Source organism: Aquirhabdus parva (assembly GCF_003351745.1).
Classification (GTDB): Bacteria; Pseudomonadota; Gammaproteobacteria; order Pseudomonadales; family Moraxellaceae; genus Aquirhabdus; species Aquirhabdus parva.
Map to the genome: position 1 here is coordinate 1,298,016 of NZ_CP031222.1, position 14,622 is coordinate 1,312,637.

General features: G+C 44.9%; 12 protein-coding genes. 10 read left to right on the forward strand and 2 right to left on the reverse strand.

Translation table 11 applies throughout. From position 1 onward, the window contains the following. Nucleotides 1-340 precede the first annotated feature (340 nt). The 8 genes from glnA (at nt 341) to hfq (ending at nt 8,384) form a co-directional block, all read left to right on the forward strand. Nucleotides 341-1,750 (forward strand): type I glutamate--ammonia ligase, encoded by a 1,410-nt coding sequence (gene glnA / locus HYN46_RS05780; RefSeq protein ID WP_114898495.1) that lies wholly within the window; start codon nt 341-343, stop codon nt 1,748-1,750. A gap of 227 nt (nt 1,751-1,977) precedes the next feature. Further along, nucleotides 1,978-2,553: a DUF4124 domain-containing protein gene (locus HYN46_RS05785; RefSeq protein WP_162818094.1), complete on the forward strand. Its 576-nt coding sequence runs from the start codon at nt 1,978-1,980 to the stop codon at nt 2,551-2,553. A 4-nt stretch (nt 2,554-2,557) separates the two neighbouring features. Next, nucleotides 2,558-3,133, forward strand: coding sequence for a chorismate--pyruvate lyase family protein (locus tag HYN46_RS05790; RefSeq protein ID WP_114898497.1), 576 nt, complete (start codon nt 2,558-2,560; stop codon nt 3,131-3,133). Nucleotides 3,134-3,185: 52 nt separating this feature from the next. Beyond that, the gene (gene ubiA / locus HYN46_RS05795) at nt 3,186-4,097 is read left to right on the forward strand and encodes a 4-hydroxybenzoate octaprenyltransferase (RefSeq protein ID WP_114898498.1); all 912 of its coding nucleotides are present in this window, start codon (nt 3,186-3,188) and stop codon (nt 4,095-4,097) included. 111 nt (nt 4,098-4,208) lie between these two features. After that, entirely contained in the window at nt 4,209-4,790 is a 582-nt protein-coding gene (gene tsaE / locus HYN46_RS05800) for a tRNA (adenosine(37)-N6)-threonylcarbamoyltransferase complex ATPase subunit type 1 TsaE (RefSeq protein ID WP_407640771.1), read from the forward strand. Continuing rightward, the gene (gene mutL / locus HYN46_RS05805; protein ID WP_114898499.1) at nt 4,783-6,795 is read left to right on the forward strand and encodes a DNA mismatch repair endonuclease MutL; all 2,013 of its coding nucleotides are present in this window, start codon (nt 4,783-4,785) and stop codon (nt 6,793-6,795) included. The genes tsaE and mutL overlap by 8 nt, the downstream gene beginning before the upstream one ends. A gap of 6 nt (nt 6,796-6,801) precedes the next feature. Continuing rightward, entirely contained in the window at nt 6,802-7,800 is a 999-nt protein-coding gene (gene miaA / locus HYN46_RS05810; protein WP_114898500.1) for a tRNA (adenosine(37)-N6)-dimethylallyltransferase MiaA, read from the forward strand. Between the two features lie 92 nt (nt 7,801-7,892). After that, the gene (gene hfq, locus HYN46_RS05815) at nt 7,893-8,384 is read left to right on the forward strand and encodes an RNA chaperone Hfq (RefSeq protein WP_114898501.1); all 492 of its coding nucleotides are present in this window, start codon (nt 7,893-7,895) and stop codon (nt 8,382-8,384) included. 339 nt (nt 8,385-8,723) lie between these two features. Here hfq and HYN46_RS05820 read toward each other — a convergent pair whose 3' ends face one another. Both HYN46_RS05820 and HYN46_RS05825 read right to left on the reverse strand, forming a co-directional pair. Further along, nucleotides 8,724-9,980: a peptidylprolyl isomerase gene (locus HYN46_RS05820; protein WP_162818095.1), complete on the reverse strand. Its 1,257-nt coding sequence runs from the start codon at nt 9,978-9,980 to the stop codon at nt 8,724-8,726. A 137-nt stretch (nt 9,981-10,117) separates the two neighbouring features. Next, nucleotides 10,118-12,664 (reverse strand): LPS-assembly protein LptD, encoded by a 2,547-nt coding sequence (locus tag HYN46_RS05825; RefSeq protein ID WP_162818096.1) that lies wholly within the window; start codon nt 12,662-12,664, stop codon nt 10,118-10,120. Nucleotides 12,665-12,807: 143 nt separating this feature from the next. On the opposite strand from HYN46_RS05825, the gene HYN46_RS05830 reads away from it, so the two are divergent. Then, nucleotides 12,808-13,872: an aminoglycoside phosphotransferase family protein gene (locus HYN46_RS05830; protein WP_114898504.1), complete on the forward strand. Its 1,065-nt coding sequence runs from the start codon at nt 12,808-12,810 to the stop codon at nt 13,870-13,872. Between the two features lie 74 nt (nt 13,873-13,946). Beyond that, nucleotides 13,947-14,621 carry an N-acetylmuramate alpha-1-phosphate uridylyltransferase MurU gene (gene murU, locus HYN46_RS05835; protein WP_114898505.1) on the forward strand — a complete coding sequence of 225 codons (675 nt, stop codon included), beginning with the start codon at nt 13,947-13,949 and terminating at the stop codon, nt 14,619-14,621. The last annotated feature ends 1 nt before the right edge of the window (nt 14,622 follow it).

The following is a 14,622-nucleotide window of genomic DNA, read 5'->3' on the forward strand; positions in this document are numbered from 1 at the left end:
TGCAATTATCTTAAGCGCACCATTATGAGTGCGTTATATTAGGGCGTCTTGGGTTATTCTTTTTTGTCTGTACTTTTCGATTTACGAACTAAACGGATGCGTTATACTGTAAGTTGTGGCGGTGCTGGGGTAAATGGACTTAATCGACTACAAATCTGAGAAGGCATAGATTTCTGGTACGTCATTTGCTTAAGGGTAGACACCGCTGTATCGAATGGTCTGAATTGTTATATTGCAGCATCTTGAATCGGGGTTTCACCTTCATTTTGTCTGCATATCAATGGTAATACCTGAATTGAACATAGGTCTAAAATTTTTCTAACGCTGGAGCATTGCAAGCATGAGCAACAAAGTTCTCAAACTGATTAAAGAAAACGAAGCGGAATGGGTGGATTTCCGCTTTACCGATACACGCGGTAAAGAACAGCATGTCAGTTTCCCAGCACACACTGTTGATGAAGGCACATTCGAAGACGGTAAAATGTTTGATGGTTCATCAGTTGCTGGTTGGAAAGGTATTGAAGCATCGGACATGATCCTGCTGCCTGATCCAGAAACAGCATTCATGGACCCATTCTTCTCTGCACCAACAGTCGTTGTGACTTGTGACGTCATTGAACCTTCAACTATGCAAGGTTACGAGCGTGACCCACGTTCTATCGCACGTCGTGCAGAAGAATATCTGAAATCGACTGGTATCGGTGATACTGCATATTTTGGTCCAGAACCAGAGTTCTTCGTATTTGACGAAGTGAAGTGGGACGTCGACATGTCCGGCGCACGCCACACTATTTTTGCTGAAGAAGCAGCATGGTCAACTGGTAATTCATACGAAGGCGGTAACTCAGGCCATCGCCCACGTGTAAAAGGCGGTTACTTCCCAGTACCACCAGTAGACAGCGGACAAGATCTGCGTGTTGCAATGTGTGAGGCTATTGAAGCAATGCTCGGCGAAGGTCGCGTTGAAGTTCAGCATCATGAAGTGGCATCTTGCCAATCTGAAATTGGTGTGACTTTCAATACACTCGTTCGCAAAGCCGACGAAGTTCAAGTATTAAAATATGCCGTATTGAACGTTGCGCACGAACATGGCAAAACTGCAACCTTTATGCCTAAGCCACTGGTGGGTGACAATGGTTCAGGTATGCATGTTCATATGTCAATCAGCAAAAATGGTAAAAACACTTTTGCGGGTGACGAATATGCAGGCTTGTCAGAAACAGCATTGTTCTTCATCGGCGGTATCATCAAGCACGCGCGTGCATTGAATGCTATCACTAACCCAGCTACAAACAGCTACAAACGTTTGGTTCCTCACTATGAAGCACCAATCATGTTGGCTTACTCTGCACGTAACCGTTCAGCGTCAATCCGTATTCCATACGTGTCAAATCCAAAAGGCGCACGTATTGAAGCACGTTTCCCAGATCCAGTAGCAAACCCATACTTAGCTTTCTCAGCTTTGTTGATGGCTGGTCTTGATGGTATCCAAAACAAGATCCATCCAGGTGCTGCCGCTGATAAGAACCTGTATGACTTGCCACCAGAAGAAGAGGCGTTGATTCCAACCGTTGCTCATTCACTGGAAATGGCTCTGGATGCATTGAAAGCGGATCACGAGTTCTTGTTGAAAGGTGGTGTATTCACCAAGCCGATGCTTGATGCATACATTGAACTGAAAATGGAAGAAGTGCGTCGTTTGAACACCACGACTCACCCTGTTGAGTTTGAAATGTACTACAGCTGCTAATTTGATTGAGGTCAGTAAAATGACCTGATCAATAAAGCGTTAAAAAAGGTCTGCATTGCAGACCTTTTTTTATGGGTTAATTATTATAAGTTTATTTTTTTGGCTGGTTAGCGATAAAGGTATCACGTTATGTAGAATGGCTTTATCTGCTTGATACTTAAAATCTATACTCCCAAAAAGAGTTTGTGGTTTACAATAGATATGATCAAATGCATAGGATGCTTGGAATGAAAACGTCAGGTTGGTTCGCTCAAGGGAAGACTCAATGGGCCAGTGTCATGGTGATCGCTACTGCGATTTTGATGATGTCTAGTCATACTCAAGCGGCTGTCTATAAGAAGGTCGATGCTGATGGCAACGTCAGTTTTAGCGATGTGCCGGACAAATCTGCACAATTGATTAATGTTGCACCTCTCTCTACGGTTGCAGCCCTAAGCCCTGAGCAAATTGCCAAAACACTGAAGCGTGACGATACTATTCAACCCGCAGGGAGTCGATCTGAAAATTATACCTTGACGATCATTTCTCCGACACCAGATCAAACTTTCCAGCGCGCTGCCGATGCATTCTCTGCAAATGTACAGGTTCAGCCTGATCTAAAGAATGGCGATCGACTGGTCCTACTCGTGGATGGCAAAGCATCCAGCGATCAAATCCCAGCTGGGGAATTGGATCGCGGCACTCATCAATTTGAAGCTAAGGTATTATCGGCTAATGGCCGAGTGCTAACATCTAAAGTTGTTTCATTTAACGTTCAACAGTCCAGTGTAAAACAGCAATCCAGAATGGGGATTAATCATTAGTCAGATGCTGCATTCCAAGAGTCACTCTCGCGATCTTTTTTTTACTAAACGCTGGTTTCGTGTAAAGAATAAGCACCATCGCCAATTTGATGCCAGTGTCGTTTCATTAAGACCTTGGCTGCTTGCTCAGGGTTCGTTAACCCAGCAATTAAAATTCTTTGCTGGTGGCGAATTCCATGTTTTGCCGCTACACCAATCATTGCAACAACCGATGATGAATGAAACACGCTTGTTACGGATGAAGCCTGCGCAATACGCATGGGTTCGTGAAGTTTATTTATATGGAAATGATGATGAGCCTTGGGTACACGCGCGTAGCGTGATCCCTTTGTCGACGTTACGTGGTTCAGGTCGTCGACTGCGTAAACTAAAGAGTCGTTCATTGGGTTCCATTCTTTTTGAACGAGGAGGTGTGCAATTGATGCCACTCGTAAAGCAAATGAAGTCTCGTCAAGTTGCGAAAGTTTCAGAAGGCTGGACAAGGCGGACTGCTTACCACTGGCATGGCAAACATTTATTGGTTCAAGAGACCTTCTTGCCTGCATTTATGGATGCTTTACAGCAGTCAACGACACGTTAATAATCTTCACGTATCATTCCTCTATTAAAGTTTAGTTCTTAGGTCACTCGTCATGAGCCAACTTGCCCAGCAGCATCTCACCCTTCGCCAAAAACTTCATACTTATGTGCAGTTGACCCGACTTGATCGACCAATTGGAATTGAGCTTTTACTTTGGCCTACGTTATGGGCGGTTTGGTTAGCAGGCGAGCAATCACCTCAACATGTGACGTCTTGGCAAATCGTTTTGATTTTTATCTTGGGCGTCATCTTTATGCGTTCCGCTGGTTGTGCGATCAATGATTTCGCTGATCGGCATGTGGATGGGCAGATTGAGCGCACCAAAAATCGTCCACTTGCCAGCGGTAAGATATCGTCTAAAGAGGCATTGGCTGTATTTGGAGTGCTGTTACTCGCCAGCGCTAGCTTACTTTTGTTCTTGCCTTTACAGACCTTATATTGGTCCTTTGGCGCTGTATTTTTGGCAGCTTTATATCCCTTTATGAAGCGGTGGACTTATTTACCGCAGTTTGTTCTAGGGGCAGCATTTTCGTGGGGTATTCCTATGGCATTTGTCGCTCAAGGGCAAACCCCTGGTCTGGTGTGCTGGTTGCTTTATATTGCAAATCTGTGTTGGACAGTGGCGTACGATACGCAATATGCCATGACTGATCGAGCTGATGATCTCAAGGCTGGAGTGAAATCAACGGCGATTCTTTTTGGTCGATATGATTTATTGATTATCGGTATTTTACAAATAGTCTTTATTGCATTGATGGCTGTAGTATTTTCACTATTACAGTTAGGTTTTGTCGCGTATATAGGGTTGGGCGTTGCCATTATTTTATTCGTTCTTCAGTTTCTCAGTACCCGCGACCGTTTACCTGCACATACATTCAAGGCATTTTTAAATAATGCGTGGGTCGGACGTGCTGTTTGGCTTTTTGTCACTGTGGCCTTAGCTTTAGCCGATCACACAAGCTGATGTAAAGCACTTCGACATAATCCATTTAAATAATGGATGCATTCTGCGCGGGTGAGAAATTTCTGCGTGGTATAATTAAGAACATATTTCTGTGGTGATTTGATTCTGCACATGACTGACCTTAAAGACAACTCACGTCCCTCGCTGGATTCGACTGCACTGTATATCGAGCTTATGGATGAAGCAGCGACAGCTATGTGCGCAGCACAGCTTGCGCGCACATTTTCTGCAGGTGTTGTGTATTTAGTGGGTGGGTTGGGTGCTGGGAAAACAACTTTAACCCGTGCATGGCTACAGGCCAAAGGTCATCAAGGTTCTGTGAAAAGTCCGACGTATACTTTAGTGGAGCCTTATCATATTCATAATCAGTCCATTTATCATTTCGATCTTTATCGCCTGAATGATCCTTTCGAATTGGAGCTGATGGGGATACGCGATTACGTTGAAGATGAGGATGCGCTGCTCTTGATTGAGTGGCCACAGAAAGGTGAGCCAGTCATTCCTGCTGCAGATTTGTCTTTGACTTTAACGGTGGGCGATGATGAGGTTACGCGCAATTTAAGACTCGAAGGCTATAGTCAGCGAGGGTTAGATGCGATTCAAGCCTTAAAACATGATCAAAATCTTCGAATTATCGAGCCATCAAGCACAATGGGGCTTAAAGATAGCCCAGTAGACAATCATCATGTCTGATTCAGCACGATCTGCTTCACCTGTTTCTGCGCGTATCCAGCAGCTCCCTGCGGCTCTTGCAAACCAAATTGCTGCTGGTGAGGTTGTTGAGCGACCTGCATCAGTAGTCAAGGAGCTCGTAGAGAATGCATTGGATGCGGGAGCAACACGTATCGAGGTCCGTGTGCAGCAAGGGGGCTCTACATCCATTGAGGTTCAAGATAATGGCTCAGGTATTCATCCAGATGACTTAGCGCTGGCTGTCTTGCGTCATGCAACCAGTAAAATTTCGACTGCAGAGCAACTTGCTGCAATTGCAACATTGGGGTTTCGCGGTGAAGCCTTGGCGTCTATTGCAGCGATCTCACGCTTTAGTCTATCCAGTAGTCAAACCAACGATGGTTTAGGATATGAAGTCAGTATCGAGAACAATATTGATTCTGATATAACGACTGTAACACTTGATGACGCATTGAAATATAGTGATCGGATCGTTCCTAAGCCTATTGCCCATGCCAGAGGTAGTCGTGTAGTCGTGCGGGATTTATTTTTCAATGTCCCCGCACGCCGAAAGTTTCTAAAAAGTGTTGGTACGGAATATAGCCATATAGAAGAAGTGCTGAAGAGAATGGCACTTGTCCATTTCGATGTTGCTTTTGTACTGATCCATAATGATCAAAAGAAATTAGACCTTCCCATTGCCGACAGTGGCGAATTACGTTTGCAACGCGTGCGTAAAATTCTCGGTGCACGTTTTGCGGATACGGCCCATTGGGTCGATGCTGAAAGTTTGGATTTGCGCTTAGCTGGTTGGTTGGGTCATCCTGCCGAGGCGCGTGGTCAGCCCGATTTACAGTATCTCTATGTGAATGGCCGGATTGTTAAAGATCGAAGTGTGAGTCATGCACTGCGGATGGCGTATGAATCGGTCTTGCATGGTCATCGTCATCCAGCTTTTTTATTATTTTTAGAGCTGGATCCTGAGCGTGTGGATGTCAATGTTCATCCCACGAAACATGAGGTTCGCTTTGTCGCGCAGCGTGAGGTACATGAGTTTGTCCGGCACCATGCCAAGAAAATATTGGCACAATTCCAGACTGCCCCAGCAGAGTTAGGCGATGCACTGCATCCCAGTCAACGAATACCAGAATTAACGCAATCCGCACTAGGTCTCCACCATTTAGAAGCTTATCCGAATGCGCGCATACAAGATCAAATCGGGCAGGCATTTGCGCCAACCTATCGTGATTCTTTTCCTGATCGTCAGGTCAGTGACAACTATCCATTCAACCGTACGAACCCATTACCCAATGTACAGTCCGCTTTAGGGCAATACTTGGAGGTTTTAAGAGTTGATGAGAGTGCTCGGACTGTACCACCAGCATTAGACGAATATCCTTTAGGCTTGGCTCTGGCTCAGTTACATGGGATTTATATCTTGGCGCAAAATCGTGATGGTCTGATCATGGTCGATATGCATGCGGCTCATGAGCGAATATTGCTTGAGCAATTAAAGATTGCATGGGATGCCAATCAGTCTGAGCAATGGCAGACACAGCCATTATTGGTTCCACTTGCGGTCGATGTGACCTCTCAGCAAGCGCATCGTGCTGAGCAAATGCAGGCTAGCCTTCACCGTCTCGGTCTTGAGGTAGATCGCCAAGGCGAGCAAACTGTTGTTGTACGTGCTGTACCCGCTTTGTTAGCTCGTGGGAATATTACCTCCTTGGTACAGCAGTTGCTGTCTGATATCGATTTGCCTGAACAAGAACGAGTTGAACTATCTTGGGAGGAATCAAGGCAATTGAATAATAGTGGTTTGATTCGCGCCCGTGATCGTATTCTCGGCACGATGGCATGCCATGGTGCAGTACGTGCCCACCGCCAGCTGAGTCTGGCTGAAATGAACGCGTTGCTACGTCAAATGGAGCAAACGCCATTTGCAAGCCAATGCAATCATGGGCGTCCAACATGGCGTGCATTTCCACTATCTCAGCTTGATAAGCTTTTTGCGCGAGGCGATTAATTGAAGATGTCGACCAGTGATTCAAGGTATCCCCCAACGGTATGTTTGATGGGGCCTACAGCAAGTGGTAAAACAGCGTTGGCCTGTGAGTTATATGATACAGGCCGTTATGAAATCATTTCAGTCGATTCAGCATTGGTTTATCGGGGACTGGATATCGGGACTGCAAAGCCAACCAAGCAGGAGCTGCAGCTTTACCCACATCACTTGATCGATATGATCGAACCGGAGGATGTCTATTCTGCAGCAAGTTTTGTGGAAGATGCAAAACGGTTGATTGGGGAGATTCAGCAGCGGGGGAAAACGCCCTTATTAGTAGGCGGCACGATGTTGTACTTCCGAAGTCTTTTATCGGGCATGGCTGAAATGCCTGCAGCAGATCAAGACGTTCGTGCTGAGATTGTTAGGCAAGCCGAACTGCATGGTTGGGATTGGATTCATCAGCAATTAGCACTTGTTGATCCGCGCGCGGCACAGCGTTTTTTACCGAGTGATCGTCAACGGGTAATGCGTGCACTTGAGGTCTTTCGCATCAGTGGTCGGGCGATTAGTGATTTTCATGATACCCAAGAAACACAGCCGATGACTGACCAGTATACAATTTATGCCTTAGTGCCTGATCGCGCATTGTTACATGAGCGGATTGCCTTGCGTCTAGAACAAATGTGGGCCGCTGGCTTTATGGATGAAGTACGAGAGTTACGCAAGCGGCCAAATCTGCATGCAGAATTACCCTCGATGAGAGCGGTGGGGTATCGCCAAGTATGGGAATATCTTGATCAAATTGAAGCGGAAGGCATAAATGATCGAAAAGATGCTAAATCGACAGAATATCAATTGACTCCCCATTCCAATAAAAAGATACTAGATATGCAAGATCGCGCTTTGTTTGCAACGCGACAATTGGCAAAACGACAATACACGTGGATAAGATCGTTACGAGAGTCACACACTATTCAAATATTTAACACAGTCAATGAAGGCTTTCTTCACTTGCGTAGTTGAAAAGAATGGCTCAAAATTATACCCCCTGTTTTGTGTTAATAAAAAATTAATTAGTAGCTAATATTGGCCGCTTTTTTGTTTTGGAGAAATAAATGTCAAAAGGTCAAACACTACAAGATCCATTTTTAAACGCCTTGCGTAAAGAGCGGATTCCTGTTTCAATTTTTTTAGTCAACGGAATTAAACTACAAGGTCAAATTGAATCATTTGATCAATATGTTGTTCTCCTAAAAAATACGGTAAGCCAAATGGTTTACAAACATGCAATTTCTACGGTTGTTCCTGCACGTAACCCACGTCCAGCGGCAGGTGAGCAGCAAGCAGCTTTCCCAGCAGCAACGGGTGGTTTTGGTGCTCAAGGTGTAGGTTTTGCAGGTCAAGCACCGAGTGGTTTTGGTGGCGCACCACGTGGCTTTGGAGCGGCTCAACCCGGTGGCTTTGGTAATCAAGGTGGTTTTGGTCAACAGCCTGGTTTTGGTACTGGCTATGGTCATAACCAAGCGGGTCAAGGTAATCAGACTACAGGTTTTGAAGGCAACAAGTTTGATGGTGAAGAAGACGGAGGGGATCACAATAATTTCTAATTATTGTTCCTTAACTTTTCAAAAAGCTGCACCGCGATTATGTGGTGCTTTTTTTTGTCCATTTTTTAGTATATTGAATATGAGATAATAGTTATCTTCAAAAACAGATAATGAAAAGATCACCATAGTGTACTTAGTTCATATACGGAGTACATTAACTGGATGCAGGAGGTTAAGTCTAGCTTGACCGTTCAGTCTGAAGAGTGATTGGTAAAATTTTAGGATTGGAGGAGGAGCGGAAGCTTTAAGGTCATTTGAGCTGATATTGACCACACGTCTTAAGTTCATGGGATATACCCTATGAACTTAAGACACATATGAGTCGATATCACCTCTGGCTTAACGCGATGTTGATCCATCACGAATATCGACATAGGCCGCAGCGCGAATTTCGCGGAGCCAGTTATCCAGCTCAACAGGATATTGACGATCATAAAGAGTTTTCTTTGCAACTTCTCGGCGATACTGCTGTGTCATATCCTGATCACGGGAGGCTTCTACCTGAAGAATATGCCAGCCGAAATTAGATTGGAAGGGCGCGCTTAATTGCCCCTCAGGCGTATTCAGCATAACCTTCTCGAAAGCTGGGACCATTTCACCTGTAGAAACCCAGTTTAGATCACCACCATTTTGAGCAGAGCCTGGGTCATCGGAATAGGCCTTTGCCATGTCTTCAAAAGAAGCCCCAGCTTTCAGTTTGGCGTAAATATCATCAATCTTGAGCTTAGCTTCGTCAACACTAACGACTTCGCTGGTTTTGGCAAGAATATGACGCACATGATACTGATGCACTATGGCACCAGCAGCACCGCGCTCATCATTGAGTTGTAGAAAGTCTACGCCGTCAGAAGTCATAAAAGGCTTACTGAACTCTCCACGTTTCAGGCTAGTTAGCGCCTCAACGAAAGGTGTAGGTAATTCATCAGATTTTCGCCAACCTTGATTTCCGCCACGGAGTTGGAGGCTATTGACGACCGTTTCGACTGACTTACCCGCTTGCAACTGTTTAAGTGCCTCGGCGGCAGTTGCATTGGCTTTAGCGACTTCTACGGCATTCTTTTCATCAGAAAAAGGAGCTTGGAGTACGGTAAAATTAAATTCAGTTTTCAGCGCTTCTACGCTTTGTGGCGAGCTCAGGAAGTTATCAATATCTTGGTCAGTAATTTTGATCCGACTGGATACTCTATTTTGTTGCAAACGATTAATGTTTAAATCGTCTTGGATTTGCTGGCGGAATTCGGCATAACCATTGGGTTTGATGCTGTCCAGTTTCGCTTGAAAGGCGCTTAGTGAGGAGGCTCCCTGTTGCTGAGCAATGCTAGCAATGGCACTGTTTAAGGTATTCTCATCAACGTTTGCACCACTGCGGGCAATAATTCCGAGTTGAATCTTACGTAGAATCAATTGACGAACAACATCGTTTTGGATTACTTCATCGCTTGGCGGTGTTTGCTTACGCGCTAAAAACTGCTGTTTGGTATCGTACATCGACCTGCCGACTTCGCTTGCAAGTAAGACCGAGTCATCAACAACTGCAACAACATGGTCTAACGGTGCGGCAACCGTGCTTGTTGTCGCAGCATGGGCTACGCTCAAGGGAGTCGTGCCAACGATGCTCAGCGTGGCTAAAGATATCGCTGAGAACAAAACACGCAAATGGTGGGTTTTTGATGTCTCATTTTGATATTTGATTTCATCAAAATGCTGATTAAGAACACTTATTTTAAATGATTTTAGCGATTTTGCCACGTTGAGTCTACCTGGGTGAATCCATAAATTTTCTGCTTAAGCAGGGTTGCAAGATTGCTGTCGGAATTGCTAGCTAATCCCTTGAATGTAATTTGTAAGACCACGCTGCGATGAGCGTCTGTAACCTTCGGATCATCAAAATCGTTATAGTAAGAACGACCAAATAACGCAATACTCCAACAACATGCATCGTAGTCAATCCCTACCAAAGCATCGCGTGTTACACGTTGCAGTAGATCGTATTGAACAGAACCGAGCACACGAAAATTATTATAAACAGGCTGGATAAAAGAAGCCGTTGCTTGCCGTGAAGCAATTTGATTGTCTTCTGTAACATTACGCCTAAAAATATAGCCTAGACTCGTGACGCGACCTGAATCCGTTGCATAATGAATTGCCGTTGATGATGTTGAAAGATTTCCTGAGGGAGTCCATAGTGCACTACTATCCACAGTCAGATTTTTATTCCATGCCGCACCGATTTCTACCCCTGGACCTGATGAGCTGGATGTTCCAATGGCATCAGTTTGTGCTAACCGTGTTTTACGATCACTGAAGTACAAGCGGTCTGCAACGCCAATTCTGAAGCGTTCCAATCCATTACTATCGTAGAAACGATTGGTTATTCCGAGTGTTGCAAAGTTATTATCATCTAAACGGTCCATACCAATGAAACGCGACGGGCTGAAAAGTTGCTCATAACCATTTGATGCATAAGTGGTATCAAATACTGGAAATGCACTCTGTTTTTGTACATAGGGTGAGTACGCATAAAAGAAACGAGGTTCAAGGGTTTGCAAGTAGGATCCTGCATCACGTTCAAAGATAAGCCCACTATCGAAGGTGAACTGAGGCACGATGGCTGTTGGTGACTCAGAAACACCCGTTGCAGGTTTATTGGTTTGATAGTCGGTTTGATCTTGATAGAACAACGTACGTACTGATAAAGACGGAATAGCATACCCGCCCGCATCACGGAAATTATATTTTATGCCCGCGACATTATATTGACGTAAACCATTGGTTTCGGGCCCCGAACCATCGGTAATATCGCGTTGAAAATAACCAGTATCATTGGTTGCAAACCGTTGCCAACCATTAAGAGAGCCTTGGTCATAGTCTAAGTGGAGCTGTATACGTCCATAGGGGCGATTAATGTCTGTAACCGTTTTATCATCTAAGCGCTGATAGTCCAGTCCTCGTAAATATCCGCTTAATCCCCAGTCGCTATTGTTATAGTTTAAGGTTGCGGAGCGTTCCATAGTCAGCGTTGATGTAGGTCCAATGATGGACTGTCCGACATCAGAGAAATAGTCTTTATCAGAGACATAATTCAAATTAACGAAACTGCTCCAGTGCGGATTAAACACCATGCTGTGCTGAAAAGTGAGTTCTTTACGATCTTGATCTTTACGTCCAGCATCATCGATATATTTGGAATCATTGGGTAAAAAAGCACCATTAATGATACCGCTACCAAAGTTCTCAGTTAAAAAACGGAATTCACCGCCCAGCATTGGACCGCGGTTAGTGATGATGCGTGGCGTGACCGTAGCATCATAGTTGGGTGCAAGGTTCAGATAATAAGGAACAGCAAGGTCAAAGCCATTGTTTGAGGTATAGCGTACAGTGGGAATAAGAACACCACTTGAACGACGACCATCGATAGGGAAGTTAAAATATGGGGTGTAAAAAATGGGAACTTGGCCAATGTAGAGTTTTGCGTCTCGCGCGACTCCACGACCAGTTTCCTGATTGAGATCAAGTTTACGGGACTTGAGCTTCCACCCTATGGTATCCGGCTCACAGGTTGAGTAAACCGAATCCATAATGCGCGTCAGATGATCATTTTCACGAATAACATCACTGGCTTCACCATGTCCTTGACGATCTGACATGATAAATTTAGGGTTTTTAATACTGCCTGTCTGGGTATCTAAGTTATAGACACCGGATTCACCATAAGTGACAAAGCCCGGATTTGCAATTTTTACATTGCCCGTTGCAGTCGCAACGGTTTGTTCTGGATTCAGGGCAACTTTATCGGCGCTTAGTAAGCGATTGGGTTGACTGATTCGCACATTCCCCGTCAGCACAGAACCTTCTTTGGGATCGTAGTATGCGTAATCAGAGCGTGTTTTTGTATCTGACTGATCCACGGGTACATTTGGCTGTGAACTATTCGTCGGAATCGGAGTGATCCAAACCCCGCGGCACGCTGCGGGCACTTTGATGCGTTGCTCTGCGGGGAGCTGAGCAAGCTGCTGTCTGTCATAGAACCCATAATTCAGAGGGGCGTCTGGATTAGTATCAGGCGTACTTTGAGTATTGTTTTGGTTATTCGTGCTTGTGTCTGCAAAGGCAGATTGCTCTGCTAATACGGCAGAAGCTAAACCAATCGCGAAAGCGAGATTATGAAGTTTAAATCGACGCAATTTCAGATAATCCGTTTTAGAGTGAGATTTGGCTTTTCGCTGGTCATCACGATCAGAATAAGGGCTACTTGAGTCATTACCAGAATGTGTAGGCATAGAGACAAACTTTACAACAAATATAAGACAACCTGCATCATAGAGAAAAATCTGACGAGCGGCTACACTCACGCTATCATTGTGCCTAAGTAACTTAGATTTTTTTGGTAACGGACAACTTTTTTATCAAGGATTAGCCTTTTATGTCATCTGAACGTCTGTCTGCATTGACGGGGTGGGTTGTAGAGCAACTCGGGACTAAGAATATCAATCTCAAACCGCTGACTGGAGATGCGAGCTTTCGAGGATATTATCGTTTACATCTATTGGATTCAGAATCAACTGTTACTGGGGCGCATCGAACCTTAATCGTGATGGATGCGCCGCCACCTCGCGAAGATACCCGCCCTTTTTTGGCGGTATGTACGATGTTTGATCAACATAAAGTGCGCGTTCCGCATGTGCTTGCCAGTGATGTGCAACAGGGTTTCATGATTCTTGAGGATTTTGGTGACACAGTGTTATCTCAAGTTCTTGATGAAGACAACGTGGATCAGTTGTATTCCCAGGCCATGAATCAGCTCATTGATCTACAGCACGCTCCCGCTCTTGATCGGTATCCGCTGCCTGCCTATGGTGAAGCAAAGCTGATTGATGAGATGAATTTGTTTGACGAGTGGTTCTTACGTAAGTTTCTCATGCTAATTCCCTCGCAAGAGGAGCAAAACATGCTCATGACCTCTTTTGATTTCTTGGCCAATCAAGCCCTACGTCAACCGCAAGTGGTGGTCCATCGTGATTATCATTGCCGTAATCTGATGGTCCTTGACCAAAGTAAGGAGCTTGGCATCATTGATTTTCAAGATGCAGTGATTGGGCCGATTACCTACGATGTGGTGTCATTACTGCGAGACGCTTATGTGCAATGGCCTGCATCTAGTGTTCAAGACTGGCTTAAGATTTATTGGGAACGTCAAAGTATACGTGGCTATTTGGGCAAAACCTCTTTGGCGCAATTACAGCAGTGGTTCGACTGGATGGGGGCTCAACGTCATCTGAAAGTCTTGGGTATTTTTGCCCGCCTTTATTTTCGTGATGGTAAAGACGGTTATCTACAAAATCTACCGCTGGTTTTTTTCTATTTATTATCCGAAACCAAAGGATATAACGAACTATCTGCATTGCACGAATGGCTTTGTGAACGCGTTCTCCCTGCATTTTTGGTGGAAGTGCCAGAGAGTATGGATTTACTCGCGGAATTTCTCTAAGTACACTCTTTAAAGATCGATGCGGGTATGTATCGTTTTATACCCTTAGTAATTGTTTATTGATGAGTAGTGTAATGCGTGCAATGATTTTAGCGGCTGGTTTAGGAACACGATTGCGACCTTTGACTTTGCATACCCCAAAGCCATTGCTTGAGGTGGGCGGTAAGCCATTGATCGTTTGGCATATTGAGGCATTACAACGTGTAGGAATCACTGACATCGTGATCAATACAGCATGGCTCGGACAGAAGTTGGTGGATGCTTTAGGCGATGGTTCAGCGTACGGTGTCAATATTCATTGGTCGCATGAAGACGAACCGCTGGAAACGGCAGGCGGTATTCAAAAGGCACTTCCTTTGTTGGGTCATGAGCCTTTTATATTGGTCAACGGCGATATCTGGACCCGTTTCGACTTTTCTAAACTGGTGAACCAACCTCTTGAAACTGATTTAGCTCATTTAGTTCTGGTTCAAAATCCTCCACAACATCCGCTGGGTGATTTTGCATTGCAATCGAATCGTGTTTTGAGTGAAGGGGAGAGTAAGTTTACCTTTGCTGGGATTAGTATGCTTTCCCCTAAATTGTTTGAGGGGCTCCCAGCAGGCAAGGCACCCCTTGCACCGATTCTTCGGCAAGCCATGCATTTAGGGCAAGTCAGTGGCGAACTGCTGGATGGACATTGGGTCGATGTGGGCACGGCAGAGCGTTTAGCTGAATTGGATGCACAAATCCACGATGGTTTGGTTTAAG